The organism is Ruegeria profundi (genome assembly GCF_020171505.1).
GTDB lineage: Bacteria > Pseudomonadota > Alphaproteobacteria > Rhodobacterales > Rhodobacteraceae > Ruegeria > Ruegeria profundi.
Genome location: NZ_JAIUZS010000001.1, coordinates 601,085 through 619,110, shown reverse-complemented (window position 1 = coordinate 619,110; position 18,026 = coordinate 601,085). Strand labels below are relative to the sequence as shown.

Sequence of the window (18,026 nt, the reverse complement as noted above, 5' to 3'; positions counted from 1 at the left end):
GGGGCGGATTATCCGCCCCTACTGTTTAGCTACGACTTGCGCGTACACCGTCGGCGATTTGTTGCATTTGCTCGGCCGGCAGGAAGCCGCGTAGCATTTCGGTACCTAGGACGAAAGACGGCGTTCCCGAGATATTCATACGCTGGGCCAGTGCACGGGTGCGGGAGATTTCGTCGGTCACCTGGTCACTGTCCATCGCCGCGATGATTGCGTCGCTGTCCAATCCCAAACCGTCAGAAATACGGCGCAAAGAAATCTCATTCGGTTCACCGTTGAATTCCATCAGGGCGTCATGGACCTGTTTATACGCGTCGTCACCGGCCACGTGTTTGGTAGCCACGGCAAAGCGCGAGGACAGGACCGAGGCCTCGCCCAGGATCGGAAATTCCTTAATTACAAAGCGGATATTGCCATCTTCGGCCAGCAGGCTGGCAACCTCGGACACTGCGCGGCGGCAATAGCCACAGCGGTAATCCATGAACTCGACCAAGGTAATGTCGCCCTCGGGGTTGCCGCCGACCCAGCTATAGCCGTCGTTGAACAACTCATCCGTATTTGCCTTGACCAGTTCTTTGTCGGCCGCCACTTCCAGCGCGGCATTGCGCTGTTCCAGGATGTTGATCGCTTCAAGGATCACTTCGGGGTTTTCCAAAAGGTATTCGCGCACCTGTGCGCCAAACTCTGCTTTTTCAGCATCGCTGAGCGCGTTCAGGTCCAACGCCAGGGCTGGGCCGGCCAAAAGAGAAAGCCCGACAAGGGCGGGTGCTGCACGTCTGAGCATCATTTCAGTTTCCTTTTCGCTTTCTTTGCGCGTTCCGAGGCAATCAACACGTCCTGTGCCCGTTGCCAACCTGGTGAGCCTTCGGGCAGTTGTCCTAAGGCGCGTTTTGCATGAATACCCGCGTCGGCCAATTGGCCTTGCAAAGCATATCGTTCTGCTGTCACGACCGAAGCCATTCCGTTGTTTCCAACCTTCGCATACGCCATTCCAAGGTCATGCATCAGGCGGGCATTCAGGTAGTCTCTTTCTCTTGCCTTTTCAAGCGCTTGTAATGCTTTCTTCGTTTGACCGCTTGCTAAAAGGGCGCGTCCGTAGCCAGCAAGAATCAATGCGTTATTCGGGGCTTTGTCCACAGCATTGCTATAGGCAGTGACTGCGTCCTGCAACTGGCGGTTTTCCAGCAAGATCTGGCCCTTTAACTCATAATAGAACGGATCGTCCGGACGAATAGCCAATGCGCCATCTATTGCAGATCGAGCTGATGGCAGATCACGGTTTCGATGAAAGGCCGCTGCTTCGCGCATCAGGCGTATGTCCTGCGCGGTTTCTTCTTTCGCGCGCCGCATCGTCCACGTTGATGACCGAAGGAAGGCAGATAATTTACCTTTCACACGCGCGAACCAGTACTCGGCATTTGGGTCTGTCTTCGACCAGTCGCCGTATTGGTCCAGAAAGGCTTCGGCTGCGCGCAGACGTTCGCGGCTGGTGGGGTGCGAACGCATATATGGGTCTTGATTGACCGGGTTCAGCAGTTCTTGCCCTGCGAATTTTCGATGTAACGCAACCATACCAGCGGGCGAAATTCCCGCCGACCTGAGATAGCTGGCGGCGCTGCGATCGGCCGAGGCTTCTTCGGTGCGCGTGTGGCTCAGAAAGCTGCGCAAAGCCGCGCTTTGGGTGCCCGCAGCGATACCTGCTGCGGCTTCACCGCCGCCGGCAATTGCTGCAATCAGAGCCAGCGCAGTGCCAATTCCGGCGTTACGGTTCGCAGCCCCCAGGTTCTCAACGCGCCTGGCCAGATGACCATTGGCGATATGCGCGGCCTCGTGCGCGATGACCGCTTGCAGCATATCGGGGCTGTCGACGGACAAAATCAGCCCGTAATTTAAATAGATTGCACCATAGTCGATGACAAAGGCGTTGAATGTGCCGTCATTGACTACCAGAATTCTAACCCGGTTAGTATTCAACCCGGCGGCGCGCAGTATTGGAAAGGCCAGTTCCCGCAACCCGTGTTCGATATCGGGGTCTCGAATCAAACCCTGCGCGGATGCCGGAACAACGCTTGCCATCCATGTCACTGCTGCCAGCAACACGGCCGGGATTGACGCCACCCTGCATAAGCGTTCAAAAGCCATGGTCGCAACATGGGAGATGGGCATGAAAAACTCAACCCGGTCCGGGGTCGATCCTTTTATCGTGATGGACGTGATGGAGGCCGCACGCCGCGCCGAAGAAGCCGGGCGCCACATTATCCACATGGAGGTGGGCCAGCCCGGAACCGGTGCACCCACTGGGGCGACCAAGGCGCTGGCACAAGCAATGGAGCAGGGCCCGTTGGGATACACGGTGGCTTTGGGTCTGCCCGCGCTGCGCCAGCGGATCGCGCGGCTTTACGGCGAGTGGTATAACCTAGATCTGAATCCGGATCGGGTGGTGATTACGCCGGGCTCGTCGGGCGGATTCCTTCTTGCGTTTACGGCGCTGTTCGACAGCGGAGACCGGGTAGGCATCGGCGCGCCGGGCTATCCATCTTACCGGCAGATCCTCAAGGCGCTGGGTTTGGTTCCGGTCGATCTGCCGACCGCGCCTGAAAACCGTTTGCAGCCGGTGCCTGCTGATTTTGCTGGGCTCGACCTGCAAGGTCTGATGGTTGCGTCTCCGGCCAATCCCACCGGCACAATGTTGGATCACACCGCCATGTCCGCGCTGATCGAGGCGGCGCACGGGCAAGTGGCGTCGTTCATCAGTGATGAGATTTACCACGGTCTGGAATACGAGGCCAAAGCCGTGACCGCGCTGGAAGTGACGGATGAGTGTTACGTCATCAACTCATTCTCAAAGTATTTTTCAATGACAGGCTGGCGGGTCGGATGGATGGTTGTGCCTGAAGATCAGGTACGCGTGATCGAACGCATTGCCCAGAACATGTTCATCTGCGCCCCGCACGCCAGCCAGGTCGCGGCGCTGGCGGCTATGGATTGTGAAGAAGAGCTTCAGGCCAACCTGGACGTATATCGCCGCAATCGCGCGCTGATGCTGGATGGTCTGCCGAAGGCAGGGTTTACCAATATTGCACCGCCTGACGGGGCTTTCTACGTCTATGCCGATGTCTCTGACCTGACCGATGATAGCCGCGCCTTTGCTGCTGAAATTCTCGAAAAGGCCGGGGTGGCCGTTACGCCTGGGCTGGATTTCGACCCGGTGAGGGGCCATCACACGCTGCGGTTTTCCTATGCCCGCGCGTCCGAAGATATCGAAGAAGGGTTGCTTCGCCTGCAGCGTTTCATGGCGCAACGTGCGGCGCGCGCAACACCAGCGTAACCCGTTCACAAAACAGCGCGGGTCGGTTAGGCTGTTGGTCAAACGATCTCGGGAAAACTTGAGGCCATGAGCAGGATTTTCTACACCATCGCCCTGATCTGGGCGCTGACGGGTACTGCGCTTGCGCACGACTTCAGTGCGCTTGCGCGCATTCTGCCCGATCAGAGCCGTATTGCGGATCACGGTCGCGCGGGTGTTCGCGTCGATCTTGGTTTAAGCCAGGGTGTGCCATACCGGGTTTTCACCCTTCGCGATCCCTATCGAATGGTTCTGGATTTCCAGGAAGTTGATTGGACAGGGCTTGAGGTCGACAGTTTTTTGCAGACTGACCGGATCAGCGACGTGAAATTTGGTGCGTATGTTCCGGGTTGGTCGCGGATGGTGTTAGAGCTTGGTGCTCCGCTGGCCGTGGATACCGCGGACATGCGCGTTGATCAGGTGAACGGAACAGCGCATCTTTCGCTTGGCTTACGCGGCACTGATTTCGACAGTTTTGCCGCCAGTGCCGGCGCACCGCGCCAACCGGACTGGGACTTGCCGGAACCGGCAGTCCGGCCTGCAACGCCGGGGCGCGATGGTACGCGCCCATTGCTGGTTATGCTGGACCCCGGCCATGGTGGCATTGATCCGGGGGCCGAGGCCGGCGGGACGAATGAGAAAACCCTGATGCTGACCTTCGCACGCGAGCTGCGCGAAACTCTGCTGCGTGCCGGTGGCTATCAGGTGATGCTGACGCGTGTTGACGATCATTTCGTCAGCCTTGAACGCCGCATTGCCTTGGCACACCGGGCGGGCGCGGATGTTTTTATCTCGTTGCACGCAGATATCCTGTCGGAAGGACAAGCGCACGGAGCAGCTATTTACACGCTGTCCGACGATGCGTCGGACATCGCCAGCCGCAAGTTGGCTGAACGTCATGACCGGGGCGACCTGATTTCGGGTATCGATCTAAGCGGGGCAGACGACCAAGTGGCCGATGTGTTGATGGATATTGCTCGGCAGGAAACCAAGCCTCGTACCGACGCCCTGGCTCGGGCGCTTGCGGACGGGATGGCGCAGCAAGGTGGGCCGATGAACAACCACCCAGTCCGCAGGGCGTCTTTCTCTGTTCTCAAGGCTGCTGATATTCCTTCCGTTCTGGTGGAACTTGGGTTTCTCTCCGACACCAGAGACCTCAGAAACATAAAGGACCCCGAATGGCGCAAAGCCATGGCGCGTGGGATTCTGCACGGGTTAGAGCAATGGCGCCGGGATGATCAGGTAAAAAGGTCCCTGATTGGCCAGTGACCCTGCGGCGCAAACCGGCTAATATAAGCCACCACGTTTTGACCTCGCAACGGGGCATCACTATATAGGCGGCAGCGCGAGTAAAAGGCAGTGACGTGATCCGTTTCATTCTTTCTTTTTTCGGGGCAATCTTCAGCCTCGTTACCTTGGGTATTTTTATGGCCGCGCTGGTGATCGGCGCGATCTTCTGGATGTATGGGCGCGACCTGCCCAGCCATGAATCGCTGGCGCAGTATAAACCGCCGACGATCAGCCGGATTTATTCGGGCAAGGGGCAACTGATTGACGAGTTCGCGCAGGAACGACGCCTTTTTACTCCGTCGGAAGAGATACCTGATCTGGTGAAGCAGGCATTTATCTCGGCCGAAGACAAGAATTTCTACACTCATCAGGGATATGACCCGCGCGGGATCATCGCCGCTGGCGTCGAGGCGGTGAAATCCAAGGGCGAAAACGTACGCGGTGCTTCGACGATTACGCAGCAGGTAATGAAGAACTTTCTGTTGTCTGGTGATCGCCGCGCCGAGCGAAAGATCAAAGAGATCATCCTTGCCACCCGGCTTGAGGATACGCTGGATAAGGAACAGATCCTCGAACTCTACATGAACGAGATTTTTCTGGGTCAGAACTCCTATGGCGTAACCGCTGCCGCGCAGACCTATTTCAACAAAACACTGCAAGAGCTGGAACCGCACGAGGCCGCGACGCTGGCAGCGATGCCCAAAGCGCCGTCTGATTACCACCCTGTTCGGCAAAAGGATCGGTTGCTGGCGCGCCGGAACTATGTGCTGCGCGAGATGCAGCAAAACGGCTACATTGATCGGGCCACGTATGAAGACGAAGTCGCACAACCGCTGCGCTCGGTTCAGAACGGTGATTTTGAAAGCTTCCGCACGGCGCTGCCGCCCCGCGATTACTTCACTGACGAAATTCGCCGCCAACTGAGCGAGGATTTTGGTGAGGGTGAGTTCTTTACCGGCGGCTTCACCGTGCGCGCCTCGGTGGATGAGGAAATGCAGGTCGAGGCGGCCAAGGCGCTGCGCACTGCCTTACAGAAATACGACCGGTCGCGTGGCAGATGGCGTGGCACGGGTGAGGTGATCCCCGAAGAAAAACTGGCCGATGAGACCCAGTGGCGTGAGGCGCTGGCGATCATGGAAATCCCACGCGACGTGGTGCTGCCAACACAGTGGTACCCGGCAGTGGTTTTGAACGTGGCCGAACAGTCGCTGACCGTGGGCATTGAGGATGGACCAGCAGACGGTGTTATTCCACGGTCTGATATCTCGTGGATGCAGGGCGACTTCGCGGCAAACTTTAAACGCGGCGATGTTATTCTGGTAATGGCCGGCGAGGAAGGCCAGTGGTCCGCCCGACAGGTGCCCGAAGTTCAGGGCGGCTTTGTTGCGATGGATGTAAACTCGGGACGTGTTCTGGCGATGCAGGGCGGGTTCTCGTATCAGGACTCGGTGTTCAACCGCGCCACGCAGGCACAGCGCCAGCCGGGGTCGAGCTTTAAGCCCTTCGTGTATGCGGCAGCGCTGGACAGCGGCTATAGCCCGGCGACGATTGTTGTTGATGCTCCGATCGAGGTGAATACGCCGCAGGGTTTGTGGCGTCCCAAGAACTCTACGAACAAATTCTACGGTCCCACACCGCTGCGGACAGGGATTGAGCAATCGCGAAACCTGATGACGATCCGTCTGGCGCAAGAGGTCACGATGCCTGTGGTCGCAGGATACGCGGAACGCTTTGGCGTTTATGACCGGATGGGTGCATTCCTGGCCAATTCGCTAGGTGCCGAGGAAACGACGCTTTACAAAATGGTCGCGGCCTACGCGATGTTTGCAAATGGCGGTGAGCGGGTCGAGCCCACGCTGGTTGACCGCATTCAGGACCGGTTCGGCAAGACCATTTACCGCCACGATGACCGCCAGTGCGTGGACTGTAACTCGGGCTGGCTTGAGCCGGACGAGTCGCCCACTATCGTGACTGATCGCTGGCAGGTCATGGATGCGATTACCGCGTATCAGTTGACGTCGATGATGAAGGGCGTTGTCGATCGCGGTACGGCGTCGTCAGTCGTCAACCTGCCTGTGCCGACGGCGGGCAAGACAGGCACCACCAACGAATCCAAGGATGCGTGGTTCATCGGTTTCACCTCGAATATCGTGGCTGGCTGCTATATCGGCTATGACCGCCCGCGTCCGATGGGGCGGGGGGCTTATGGCGGCACGTTGTGCGGTCCGGTCTTCCAAAGCTTCATGGAAAAAGCGGTTGAGAAATATGGGGGTGGCCCGTTCGAGGTGCCACCGGGTGGTCAATTCATAAAAATCGACCGTTTCAGCGGCGCGCGGCTGCCGGAAGATGCCACCGGTGACTATGTGGTGGCTGAATATTTCCGCGACGGTGTCGATGGTTTCATCGACCGCGTCTATGACGGCGGGTTTGCCATGGGGTCTGACTTGCCGCTGTTCGAAGAGGCAAGCTCGGGCCGTCAGGTCACCACGTCAACCGGCAGTACCGTCACCGTTGGACCAAATGCCAGCCAGGGTGATCTACAGGGCGGTGGCCTTTACTGACATCTGAAGTGTTTCGCGGCGCTGCTGTCTTGTGGTGCCCGTAACCTCTTGCTATCAGGCAGTCCTTATTGAGTGAGTTGGAACAAGACCATGCGCGCCGAAACCCAGAATATTGTGGCAGAGATTGAAAAGTCACTAGAGCTGCTGGCGCAGCGTATGGACTATGAAACCGCTCCACATCGACTTGAAGAGTTCAATGCGCGTGTCGAGGATCCCAATCTGTGGGATAACCCGGAAAACGCGCAGAAACTGATGCGTGACCGGCAGCTTTTGGTCGATGCAATTGAGACCTACGAATCCATCAAAACCGATCTGAGCGATAATATCGAGTTGATCGAACTGGGCGAGATGGAAGAGGATGAAGAGGTCGTAACCGACGCCGAGCAGGCCATAAAGGGCCTGAAATCCAAAGCCGCCAAAAAAGAACTTGAGGCGTTGCTGGACGGCGAGGCCGACGGTAATGATACCTTCCTCGAAATCAACTCGGGCGCGGGCGGGACCGAAAGTTGCGACTGGGCTTCGATGCTTGCGCGGATGTATGTGCGGTGGGCCGAAAAAAAGGGCTATACGGTCGAATTGCAGTCTGAGACCGCGGGCGAGGAGGCCGGGATTAAATCTGCCGCCTATAAAATATCCGGTCATAACGCCTATGGCTGGTTAAAGTCTGAAAGTGGCGTGCACCGTTTGGTCAGAATTTCACCCTTCGACTCGGCGGCCAAGCGACACACTTCGTTCAGCTCGGTCTGGGTTTATCCGGTGGTCGACGACAATATCGAGATTGAAGTTAACCCGTCCGATATCCGGATCGACACATACCGGTCTTCGGGCGCAGGTGGGCAGCACGTGAACACCACCGACTCGGCCGTGCGGATCACGCACATTCCTACGGGAATCGTTGTGACCTCGTCCGAGAAATCGCAGCACCAGAACCGGGATATCGCGATGAAGGCCCTGAAATCGCGTTTGTACCAGCAAGAGCTGGACCGTCGGAACGCGGATATCAACGCGGCCCATGAGGCCAAGGGCGATGCAGGTTGGGGCAATCAGATCAGATCCTACGTTTTGCAGCCCTATCAGATGGTCAAGGACCTGCGCACGAATTATGAAACTTCGGACACCAAGGGCGTTCTGGATGGTGATCTGGACGGGTTCATGGCAGCGACACTTGCGCTGAACGTGGCGGGCAAAAGCCGATCCGAGGCGCAGGGCGATTAAGCGATGCAGGGGGTTTGCGCCCTATCTTTCCTGTACCGTTTGGTGAATTGAACTTGCCTCTCTCATGCCGTCTGCGCGGTGCCGCGGGCGCTAAAAAAGATTCATTTAAACAACGGGTTTAAATGAGGGTGTGCCCCCGCTAGGCTGACCTTGCACGAGGGATAGCCCAGAATGAATCTTAGCCAAGCGACTGCACGCGATCTGTTGAGCGCGATGAACGCCGGACGGTTGTCGGCGCGTGAGTTGATGCAATTGACGCTGGATCGAATTGCTGCGGTGAACGGGTCGGCGAATGCGATTGTTGCCCTGCGTGACCCGGATGAGTTGATGGCTGAGGCGCGTGCACTGGATGAGGGGGGAATTCAAGGCCCGCTGCACGGATTGCCGATTGCGGTTAAGGATCTGGTAAATGTCGCCGGGGTGGTGTCCTCTCAGGGCTCGCCGATTTTTCGGAACCATATGCCAGAGAAAGACGACCTGATCGCCGCGCGTATGCGTGCTGCGGGGGCAATTCTGATTGGCAAAACCAATACGCCGGAATTCGGTTTGGGCTCTCATACGTTCAATCCGGTCTACGGGGCGACGCGTAATGCTTACGATCCGACGCGTTCATGCGGTGGGTCATCGGGGGGTGCTGCCGTGGCGCTTGCGACGGGAATGGTCGCATTGGCGGATGGGTCGGACATGATGGGCAGTCTGCGCAACCCTGCCGCGTGGAACAATGTGTACGGGTTCCGACCCAGTTGGGGGCGGGTGCCGTCCGAACCTGTGGGCGACGGGTTCCTGCATCAGCTCTCGACGCTTGGCCCAATAGCGCGGAGCCCCGAGGATTTGGGCCTGTTGTTGGACGTGATTTCGGGGCCTGATCCGCGGCAACCTCATGGATGCTACGACGCGGCTGTGTCTCCGGTCCAGGCGGTCAATTTGAAGGGGCTGCGGATTGGGTGGCTGAAAGACTGGGGCGGAGCATTCCCGTTTGAGGATGGTATCATGGGCCTGTGCCGGGATGCTTTGAAGGTATTCGAGCGACTCGGGGCCGACATAATCCCGGTTACGCCGCCTTTCGAGGCGGAGCGGATGTGGGAGAGTTGGGTTACACTCCGCGCGTGGAGCGTGGCCGCAAGCCTTGCCTCGCTATCGGGGCACCGAGACGCGCTGAAAGAGACCGCGCAATGGGAATTGGACCGCGGTATGAGTCTGACCGCGATGCAGGTTCATGACGCCAGTGTCGTGCGATCTGAGTGGTTTCGCCGAGCCGCTCAATTATTTGAGGAATATGATGCATTGATCCTGCCATCAGCGCAGGTCTGGCCATTCGAGATTGAAACGCCGTACCCGACAGCCATCGCCGGGACACAGATGGACACCTATCACAGGTGGATGCAGGTCGTGGTGCCTGTCAGTCTGATTGGCCTGCCGTGCCTGTCGGTTCCTGTCGGTTTCGGCGCGCGGGGGCTTCCGATGGGAATGCAGCTCTTTGGCCCGCGGGGATCGGATGCCCGTATACTGTCGATGGGCGCAGCCTATCATGCGGCGACTGGCTGGCCACAGAAAAGACCGGCCTGATTTTGGAATGGAGGGGAGGAGGATTAACATGGACAAACCATTTGGTGTACCCGACATGGGTCCGGTGAGCATCGAGATGCTGCGTGAGGCTCTGCGCCGCGCCTGGGCTGATTATCGTCGGGCGCCGCTGTTTGGGCTGCTGTTCGCAGGTTTCTACGTGCTTGCGGGCTGGGCAATGGCATGGATCACGATACAGACCGGTACGTCCTATTGGCTGGTGTTGGCTGCCATCGGATTTCCGCTGCTCGGACCGTTTGTGGCGGTCGGGATGTATGAGGTCTCGCACCAGTTGGAGCAGGGCGAGAAGTTGGATTTTGGCGCGATATTCGGTGTCGTGGTTCAGCAGGGGCGCCGTCAGTTACCATCAATCTGTGCGATCATCGTCGTGATGTTCCTGTTCTGGTTCTTTCTGGGGCACATGATTTTTGCCCTGTTTATGGGCCTGTCAACCATGACCAACGTGTCGACCTCTGCCGAGGTTTATCTGACCCCGAACGGCCTGACGATGCTCGCCGTGGGTACTGCGGTCGGGGCCGTGTTTGCCACTGTTCTGTATATGATCACTGTACTTTCTATCCCGATGCTTCTGGACCGAGAGCTGGATTTCGTGTCGGCCATGATCGCCAGCTTCAGCTATGTCCGCGACCACCTGATCATCATGCTGTCATGGGGTGCATTTATCGCGGTTTTGACCTTTGTGGCCATTATTCCGTGGTTTTTGGGCTTGTTGGTTGTGTTGCCGATACTGGGGCACGCAAGCTGGCATTTGTACCGGTTGATCACACAGGCATCCGAGGCAAGCACCGCGTGATGTCTATTTCGTCCCTTGCTGGAAGGTCCGCTCGGCCCGCTGGGCGGTTCGCGCTGCGGCCAGTACGGATGACGTGTCATTTCCTAAATGGCGTAAAAGAATACGTCGGGTCGTCGCAACATTAGCTGTGGTTTTCGACAGACAGATTGCCACCCCGCGCCAATGGTCAGAATTTTCATCTGACCCGCGCGTAACCAAGTAGATCCGACTGTTTTGCGCCGCACGGCTGGACATAAGGATATAGATTTGTCGCCCGGCACTGGCTGCGATGCCCTGCACTTCGCGCTCGTTCGGGGTGGCACCGGGCATGCTGGCCTTGGGCTCAAACCCGCGCACCAGCGTGCATTGCGGTAACCGGCGAACGTAATATAGCCTGTGCCGCGAGGGTTGATGTTCATCCACCTCGGTTTCCGTCGCATAGTAAAACCCTGCCGGAAGCAGGCTCTCGGTCAGTGTTTTTGGGCCTGACCCTAAGAATTCGGTCAAGGCGGCTGCGGCAGGGTGCGGCGGTGATCTGTCGATTTCGTCCAGTGGTTGCAGCAATATGCGGGCGTCGACGTCAAAAAAGCGGCAAATTCGGTCAAGAACATCAGGCCGCGGAAAGCTTTCACCGCCAAGGTATCTGTTGAACTGAGTTCGGTTGACGCCCAAGTGTCGGCAAAGTTCTGAAATGGAAGTGTATTGCTTGGCAAGCTGCCTGAGATTCGCGCCGAACATCCTACGTAGTTCGTCCGGGTTACGAAAATCTTTTGCCATAAGCGTCTCAGGTTCCAGCGACTTGACTAGCGTACATCGCGGCTTTGACCCGGTGGCCGAAACAACGAATAAGCACGCAAATACTACAAGGCCGGGCGCATCCCTACGCCACGACAGTCCCTGAGGCTAACGTTCAATCCTATAAACGCAATAGGCTTTATCCTATTTTGTGTGATCTTTTTGGCTCTATTCCACGAATAAACGCCGCATTTTCTAAAAGTGGCAAATGTATGGCAGTCAAACAACGCAATACCCCACCCTTAGCGTGAAATTCGAAAGGGTGGGGTGCGGGTTATTCTCCGCGAAGCAGTGCAGCGACACCAGTGCGCGCCACTTCAACCAGACCCAGCGGGCGCATAAGGTCGGCAAACGCATCGATTTTGTCCGGTGCGCCGGTGATCTCAAAGATGAAGGAGCCCAGCGTACTGTCGACCACGTTGGCGCGGAAAATATCAGCCAGCCGCAGCGCTTCGACCCGTTTGTCGCCCGCGCCGACAACTTTTATGATGGCAAGCTCGCGCTCAACCGCGTCCCCTTCAACGGTCAGGTCATGCACTTCATGGACGGGGACGATCCGGCCCAGCTGCGCCTTGATCTGTTCAATAACTTGCGGTGTGCCGACGGTCACGATGGTGATACGGCTGAGATGACCGGTGTGGTCGACCTCAGCTACTGTCAGGCTTTCAATGTTGTAGCCACGGCCCGAGAACAGCCCGATCACGCGGGCCAAGACACCGGGTTCATTCTCGACCAAAAGCGCAATCGTGTGGCGTTCCTGCAGGTCGGAAAATGTTGGGCGTAGGTTATAGGCAGAATGGCGTGTGGCGCCTTTTTTGATATGTAGGGCAGACATTTATGTCCCTTTCATCATCCTCGTGGTGCCGGGCGCAAGGACGCCCGACAAAATTCGTCGCATGCTTTAAACCAGAACCGAGCCTTTGCTATCGATCACGCCCTGCGTTTCGGCCTCACCCAGCAGCATTTCGTTATGCGCCTTGCCGGACGGGATCATGGGGAAGCAGTTTTCGTGCTTTTCAACCAGGCAGTCAAAGATCACCGGGCCGTCATAGTTGATCATTTCCATGATCGCATCATCAAGATCGGCAGGGTCCGAGCACAAGATGCCCTTGGCCCCAAACGCTTCGGCGAGTTTGACAAAATCGGGCAGAGCCTCGGACCAGGAATGCGAATACCGCTCACCATGCAGCAGTTCCTGCCACTGCCGCACCATGCCCAGACGTTCGTTGTTCAGGATGAACTGCTTAACCGGCAGGCGGTATTGAACGGCTGTGCCCATCTCTTGCATGTTCATCAGCCACGAAGCTTCGCCCGCCACGTTGATGACCAGCGCGTCAGGATGGGCCATTTGCACGCCAATGGAGGCCGGAAAGCCGTAACCCATTGTCCCCAATCCGCCAGATGTCATCCAGCGGTTAGGATCTTCGAAACCTAAATACTGTGCCGCCCACATCTGATGCTGGCCAACCTCGGTCGCGATGTAGCGATCGTGGTTTTTGGTCAGTTCTTCAAGGCGTTGCAGTGCGTATTGTGGCTTGATCGACTTTTCGCTGTTGGTGTAGGCAAGGCAATTCACCTTGCGCCATTCGCTGATCTGCGCCTGCCACTTCTTGACAGCGGCGGCATTGGTCTTGCGCCCGCGCGCCTTCCAGACCTTCAGGATGTCCTCAAGCACATGAGCTACGTCGCCAACAATCGGTATGTCCACGCGGATAACCTTGTTGATCGACGAGGGATCGATGTCGATATGCGCCTTTTTTGACTTTGGCGAGAAAGCATCAATCCGTCCGGTGATCCGGTCATCGAACCGCGCGCCAATGTTGATCATCAGGTCGCAGTCATGCATCGCAAGGTTGGCCTCGTACAGACCATGCATGCCCAGCATGCCCAACCAGTTTTCACCGGAAGCCGGATATGCGCCAAGGCCCATAAGGGTCGAGGTGACCGGAAAGCCCGTCGCGTCAACAAGTTCGCGCAGCAATTGGCTGGCTGCAGGACCCGAGTTGATGACACCGCCACCGGTATAAAAGACAGGCTTCTTCGCTGTCTCCATCGCGGCAACCAGTTCTGTGATCTCTTCAAGATCGCCTTTCAGAACCGGCTGGTAATGCGAGGTTGACGGTTTCGGCGGGCTGTATTTCCCGGACGCAAACTGAACGTCTTTGGGAATGTCGATCAATACCGGGCCTGGGCGGCCCGAGGTGGCGACATGAAACGCCTCGTGCACCGTTTCGGCCAGCGTGTCCGTTTCCTTGACGAGCCAGTTGTGCTTGGTGCAAGGGCGGGTGATGCCTACAGTATCAGCCTCTTGGAACGCGTCCGAGCCGATCATGAAGGTCGGCACCTGACCGGTCAGAACCACAATCGGGATCGAGTCCATCAACGCATCCGTCAGGCCGGTCACCGCGTTGGTGGCACCGGGACCCGAGGTCACAAGCGCGACGCCCGGCTTGCCGGTCGAGCGGGCATATCCTTCGGCAGCGTGTACCGCTCCTTGCTCATGGCGCACCAGAATGTGACGAATGTCGTTTTGCAGAAAGATCTCATCATAGATCGGTAGGACGGCGCCACCAGGGTATCCGAATACCGTGTCCACGCCCTGGTCCTTGAGGGCTTGAACCACCATCTTTGCGCCGGTCATCTCACGTGTCATCTGCTTTGCTCCGTTCGCGACATGTGTCTTGCGTTTCGCATAAAAAAAGCCCCCGAGATTTTTCGGAGGCGCATGGGTTCGATTATGGATTACCGTTACCGGCCCATGCGCGTTGTTCCTACGATTACGACTAGCGTTTTCATCGCCAGAGGCTCCTTTTTAGCTTGGAGGGACATTATGGGCGGGCGCTGAAGTCGTCAACAGGCAATCTTACCAATTTTGTAACCTCAATTGCTGATTTTGCGACATTTTATTGCGCAGATTGCCGCAGGTAGGGAATTTTCGAGAATTTCGTCCTGATTACCCAGGGCTGCGGGGATTTTGGCAGGTCAAAAAGCGTCAGCGCGATGTCCGAAACAGACATGAGCCGCGCGTTTCTCTGTTTCACGCTTATCGCAGGCGGACAGTTCAGGGAGGCGCATGATGCTACAAGACTTGGTTGATCTTGGTCGGTATCCAATCGATCGGCAGGGGTCTCGGGCTTATGATCAGATGATCACCGATTTGAGGCGCGCGTTGGATCAGGATGGTTGCGCGGTCCTGCCCGGATTTGTGCACCAGGACGGGCTGGACCTTTTGGTGCGCGAGGCTGACAAGGTCGCCCCGAAAGCCCATCGGTCCTTTAACCGGACGAATGCCTATTTCACCAAAGATGATCCCAGCCTTGGCATTGGTCATCCGTTACGTCGATTTTACGATCGTTCAAACGCATTTGTGCCGGCTGATAATTTTCCTGCGTCGGGCCCTCTGCGCCGGATATATGAATACGCGTGGTTTATGCCGTTTATCCGGGACGCGCTGGATGAGCCCGAAGACCAGTTCTTTCGCTACGATGACCCACTGGCGGATGTCATAATTAACGTGGTCGAAGAAGGGCAGGGCTTTCCTTGGCATTTCGATACCAACAATTACACCGTCACCCTCGCCATTCAGAACGGAGACGCCGGTGGCGCATTTGAATACGTGCCCAATCTGAGAACGCCGAAGAATGAAAACTTCGCGGCCGTGGCCTCGATCCTCGATGGGGACAGGACGCAGGTGCGCGAACTGGAGTTACAGCCGGGTGATTTGCAGATTTTCAAAGGGCGCTATGCGCTGCACAGGGTCGCGCCGGTATCCGGTGAACGCAGCCGATACGTTGGCATTTTCTCTTTTGTCGAGGCCCAGGGGATGTGTGGTGGGGTTGAGCGCACACGGCAGCTTTACGGGCGCGTATTGCCTCATCATCATGAACGGGAAGGGATGAGAAACGACGAACTATTGGATTGAGCTGTGTCAGGTTGATGTGAGACAAACCAGAGGCTCGGATGCCTAAGGTTTTGCAGCTTTCGCCGTTTGTTTTGTGTGCGTCCACCCTTTGACCAGCCGTATCAACAGCGCGAGCCTCAAGTGGCTGACGAAGACGGAACGCTGGCTTTTTTGGTCAGCATATTCGGCCAAGGTCGTAAATCTCTGGCCATGAACGCTCCCGCCCGTTGTCGATGCGCCGGGGGCGCATGTCCGCCGGTTGGGCCGGGCAGCGCTGCGCGCTGCGGCGGCGTTTAAAAGCCCGGGCTGGTGCCTTGTAGTACGCCATGCTCCATCGCGTAGCGGGTCAGCCCTGCGGTTGAAGAGATGCCGAGCTTGCGCTTGATATTCTTACGATGCGTCTCAACCGTGCGAACCGATATGTCGAGGACCAGCGCAACTTCCTTGTTGGATTTGCCCTGCGCCAGTTCGAGCAGAATTGTCTGTTCGCGCCCCGTCAGCGCATCACGCGTGCCGTCCAGTTTGGGTTGCAGCGAGCCGCTGGCGCCGGTGCACAGGTACCGCTCACCCCGCATCACTGCGTCGATAGCCTGTTTAATCTCGTCCGTAGGGACGTCCTTCAGCACATAGCCCTTTGCGCCATGGCTAAGCGCGGTTGAGATATATTCCGGGCTGTCATGCATCGACAGGATCAGGATGCGCGTATCCGGCAGGCGTTCGAGAATGATCTCGGTGGCACCCAGCCCGCCAAGGCCGGGCATGTTCAAATCCATCAGGATAACATCAGGGACAAGATCGGCGGCCTGATCAACGGCCTCTTGCCCGGTTCCGAGAGTACCGACGACTTCGATCTCGGGATAGCTTTCAAGGATCGACTGAATCCCTTCGGCCACCATCGGGTGGTCATCGACTATCAGAACTCGAATCGTCATGTGCCGGCCTTTCGGTTCGGTGTGGCTTCTTCCTGCGGCGGCAGCAGATGGCTGAGGGGTAGGGTGACTTCGATCACGGTGCCGCCTTGCGGGCCGCGTGATGACAGAATCCGCAGGTAGCCGTCAAGCTGTTCGATCCGCTCTTGCATGTTGCGCAATCCGATGCCCGAGCTTGCATGACCCGGCTCACGCGGAAGACCGCGGCCATTATCTGTAATCCGCATCGTTGCACCTTTCTTGTGGCCGCGCAGGTCAATGGTAACGCGGGTCGCATCTGCGTGACGCTCGATATTGGTCAGGGCTTCCTGCGCTATCCTGTACAGCGCGATCTTGGCCTCTTGATCCAGCCGGTTGCGGAAAACCACGGTCGAGAATTCTGTTTCGATGCCGGTGCGCTCACTGAAGTCGTCTGTCAGCGCCTGCAACGCGGGACCGAGGCCCAGATCGTCCAAGACGCCAGGGCGCAGATCGCGGCTGATACGGCGGACTTCGATGATGGCAGTGCCCAGATTTTCTATGCCTTTATACAGAGGGTCGCGGGCGGCCTCATCGTCTCCGCGTTCAAGCCGACGCCGAGCGTTGTCCAATGCATAGCGCACACCAACCAACATCTGACTGATACCATCATGCAGTTCGCGCGCCACGCGACCGCGTTCTTCCTCTTGCGTGTCGAGCACCCGCTGCGTCAACTCTTTCAGCTTGGCATCCGCCAGTCGCCGCTCGCGAAAATTCAGGAACATACCTGAGGCAAAGACGATCAGGACTGCCGCCAGAGTGATCCCGCCAATATAGTAGAATGTCCGCTGCACGCGGGCCTCGACCTCGGCCCGGGCTGCGGCGATCGAGGCGACGACATCGTCTATGAAAACGCCAGTGCCGACCGCCCACTGCCAATTGGGAAAACTGGTCACGTAGGTGATCATCTGCGCCTCTTCCCCGGTTGAGGGCTTGGGCCAAAGATAGGTGTGATACCCAGCACCCTGCCTTGCGACCCGAATCAATTCGTCCACAATCGGCGTGCCTTCGCTATCGGTCAGGCCGCTCCAGTTCTTGTTGATGAACTCAGTCTGGCGCGGGCTGACAAGATTGTTACCATCGTAATCATACACAAAGAAGAACCCGTCATCGCCGTAGATCATCGCTGACAGGATCTGCGTCACCTGATCCTTTGCTTCCTGGTCATCGGGTTGGGCCGAGCCGTAGACGAAATAGAATCCGTTGCGGGCTTGGGTCACGTAGTTACGCAATTCTGCCTTCTTGGCTTCGATAAGCTGTGCCTCAAGCTGAACAATTTCGCCTTCGGCGAGTTTGCGGGATTGGTCCGCCACAAGGATCGCAATCGCGGCCACCGCAACGATGAGCGGCAACGTGGCCAGCAGCGACAGCTTCTGCGCATAGTTTGGTCGAAAAACGTTCCGGAATCTCCCCATACCCCTGCGATATTCAAATTTTGCACAAAAAGCAAAGTCCAGCCGTCCGAGGATACGGAGGTAAGGGCAAAACCGAAATAATCAGGGGCAAATCCAATGGTTTGGCCCAAAGAAAGGCGGTTTCTACGTAGTAATAGGTATTTTCTTCACGGGTCGCGGCGATATGATGCCCGACACTGAAAACGATCAACTGCCCCAACGGG

General features: G+C 57.3%; 14 protein-coding genes. 7 read left to right on the top strand and 7 right to left on the bottom strand.

The genetic code is table 11. From position 1 onward, the window contains the following. Positions 1–25: 25 nt before the first annotated feature. A complete protein-coding gene (locus tag LCM21_RS02950) occupies positions 26–784 on the bottom strand; it encodes a DsbA family protein (RefSeq protein WP_224889247.1) in 759 nt (252 codons plus the stop codon). Next, a complete protein-coding gene (locus LCM21_RS02945) occupies positions 781–2,163 on the bottom strand; it encodes a M48 family metalloprotease (protein WP_224889246.1) in 1,383 nt (460 codons plus the stop codon). Before LCM21_RS02945 ends, LCM21_RS02950 begins: the two co-directional genes overlap by 4 nt. Here LCM21_RS02945 and LCM21_RS02940 point away from each other — a divergent pair. The 6 genes from LCM21_RS02940 to LCM21_RS02915 all read left to right on the top strand — a co-directional run bounded on the left by LCM21_RS02940 (position 2,162) and on the right by LCM21_RS02915 (position 10,786). Next, positions 2,162–3,325, top strand: coding sequence for a pyridoxal phosphate-dependent aminotransferase (locus tag LCM21_RS02940; RefSeq protein WP_224889245.1), 1,164 nt, complete (start codon positions 2,162–2,164; stop codon positions 3,323–3,325). The genes LCM21_RS02945 and LCM21_RS02940 overlap by 2 nt on opposite strands. A gap of 66 nt (positions 3,326–3,391) precedes the next feature. Next, positions 3,392–4,612, top strand: a complete 1,221-nt coding sequence (locus LCM21_RS02935) for an N-acetylmuramoyl-L-alanine amidase (RefSeq protein WP_224889244.1) — start codon at positions 3,392–3,394, stop codon at positions 4,610–4,612. A 95-nt stretch (positions 4,613–4,707) separates the two neighbouring features. Next, complete coding sequence (locus LCM21_RS02930; protein WP_224889243.1) at positions 4,708–7,194, top strand: penicillin-binding protein 1A; 2,487 nt, start codon at positions 4,708–4,710, stop codon at positions 7,192–7,194. Positions 7,195–7,284: 90 nt separating this feature from the next. Continuing rightward, positions 7,285–8,409: a peptide chain release factor 2 gene (gene prfB / locus LCM21_RS02925; protein ID WP_224889242.1), complete on the top strand. Its 1,125-nt coding sequence runs from the start codon at positions 7,285–7,287 to the stop codon at positions 8,407–8,409. A gap of 171 nt (positions 8,410–8,580) precedes the next feature. Continuing rightward, the gene (locus LCM21_RS02920) at positions 8,581–9,975 is read left to right on the top strand and encodes an amidase (RefSeq protein ID WP_224889241.1); all 1,395 of its coding nucleotides are present in this window, start codon (positions 8,581–8,583) and stop codon (positions 9,973–9,975) included. 28 nt (positions 9,976–10,003) lie between these two features. After that, positions 10,004–10,786, top strand: a complete 783-nt coding sequence (locus LCM21_RS02915) for a DUF2189 domain-containing protein (protein ID WP_224889240.1) — start codon at positions 10,004–10,006, stop codon at positions 10,784–10,786. Between the two features lie 3 nt (positions 10,787–10,789). On the opposite strand, the gene LCM21_RS02910 is transcribed toward LCM21_RS02915, so the two are convergent. The 3 genes from LCM21_RS02910 to LCM21_RS02900 all read right to left on the bottom strand — a co-directional run bounded on the left by LCM21_RS02910 (position 10,790) and on the right by LCM21_RS02900 (position 14,213). Beyond that, complete coding sequence (locus LCM21_RS02910) at positions 10,790–11,542, bottom strand: helix-turn-helix domain-containing protein (protein WP_224889239.1); 753 nt, start codon at positions 11,540–11,542, stop codon at positions 10,790–10,792. Positions 11,543–11,834: 292 nt separating this feature from the next. After that, complete coding sequence (gene ilvN, locus LCM21_RS02905; protein ID WP_068331841.1) at positions 11,835–12,395, bottom strand: acetolactate synthase small subunit; 561 nt, start codon at positions 12,393–12,395, stop codon at positions 11,835–11,837. A 66-nt stretch (positions 12,396–12,461) separates the two neighbouring features. Beyond that, positions 12,462–14,213 carry an acetolactate synthase 3 large subunit gene (locus LCM21_RS02900; protein ID WP_224889238.1) on the bottom strand — a complete coding sequence of 584 codons (1,752 nt, stop codon included), beginning with the start codon at positions 14,211–14,213 and terminating at the stop codon, positions 12,462–12,464. 423 nt (positions 14,214–14,636) lie between these two features. Here LCM21_RS02900 and LCM21_RS02895 point away from each other — a divergent pair, with 423 nt between their 5' ends. Continuing rightward, a complete protein-coding gene (locus tag LCM21_RS02895; RefSeq protein ID WP_224889710.1) occupies positions 14,637–15,482 on the top strand; it encodes a HalD/BesD family halogenase in 846 nt (281 codons plus the stop codon). 272 nt (positions 15,483–15,754) lie between these two features. On the opposite strand, the gene LCM21_RS02890 is transcribed toward LCM21_RS02895, so the two are convergent. Both LCM21_RS02890 and LCM21_RS02885 read right to left on the bottom strand, forming a co-directional pair. Beyond that, a complete protein-coding gene (locus tag LCM21_RS02890; RefSeq protein WP_224889237.1) occupies positions 15,755–16,393 on the bottom strand; it encodes a response regulator transcription factor in 639 nt (212 codons plus the stop codon). Then, a complete protein-coding gene (locus LCM21_RS02885; RefSeq protein WP_224889236.1) occupies positions 16,390–17,823 on the bottom strand; it encodes a cache domain-containing protein in 1,434 nt (477 codons plus the stop codon). The genes LCM21_RS02890 and LCM21_RS02885 overlap by 4 nt, the downstream gene beginning before the upstream one ends. Positions 17,824–18,026 lie beyond the last annotated feature (203 nt).

Bases quoted from the DNA above. Each gene is read 5' to 3' on its own strand.
- LCM21_RS02950 (WP_224889247.1), bottom strand. From the start codon at position 784: ATGATGCTCAGACGTGCAGCACCCGCCCTTGTCGGGCTTTCTCTTTTG.
- LCM21_RS02940 (WP_224889245.1), top strand. From the start codon at position 2,162: ATGAAAAACTCAACCCGGTCCGGGGTCGATCCTTTTATCGTGATGGAC.
- LCM21_RS02945 (WP_224889246.1), bottom strand. From the start codon at position 2,163: ATGCCCATCTCCCATGTTGCGACCATGGCTTTTGAACGCTTATGCAGG.
- LCM21_RS02935 (WP_224889244.1), top strand. From the start codon at position 3,392: ATGAGCAGGATTTTCTACACCATCGCCCTGATCTGGGCGCTGACGGGT.
- prfB (WP_224889242.1), top strand. From the start codon at position 7,285: ATGCGCGCCGAAACCCAGAATATTGTGGCAGAGATTGAAAAGTCACTA.
- LCM21_RS02920 (WP_224889241.1), top strand. From the start codon at position 8,581: ATGAATCTTAGCCAAGCGACTGCACGCGATCTGTTGAGCGCGATGAAC.
- LCM21_RS02915 (WP_224889240.1), top strand. From the start codon at position 10,004: ATGGACAAACCATTTGGTGTACCCGACATGGGTCCGGTGAGCATCGAG.
- LCM21_RS02910 (WP_224889239.1), bottom strand. From the start codon at position 11,542: ATGGCAAAAGATTTTCGTAACCCGGACGAACTACGTAGGATGTTCGGC.
- ilvN (WP_068331841.1), bottom strand. From the start codon at position 12,395: ATGTCTGCCCTACATATCAAAAAAGGCGCCACACGCCATTCTGCCTAT.
- LCM21_RS02900 (WP_224889238.1), bottom strand. From the start codon at position 14,213: ATGACACGTGAGATGACCGGCGCAAAGATGGTGGTTCAAGCCCTCAAG.
- LCM21_RS02895 (WP_224889710.1), top strand. From the start codon at position 14,637: ATGCTACAAGACTTGGTTGATCTTGGTCGGTATCCAATCGATCGGCAG.
- LCM21_RS02890 (WP_224889237.1), bottom strand. From the start codon at position 16,393: ATGACGATTCGAGTTCTGATAGTCGATGACCACCCGATGGTGGCCGAA.
- LCM21_RS02885 (WP_224889236.1), bottom strand. From the start codon at position 17,823: ATGGGGAGATTCCGGAACGTTTTTCGACCAAACTATGCGCAGAAGCTG.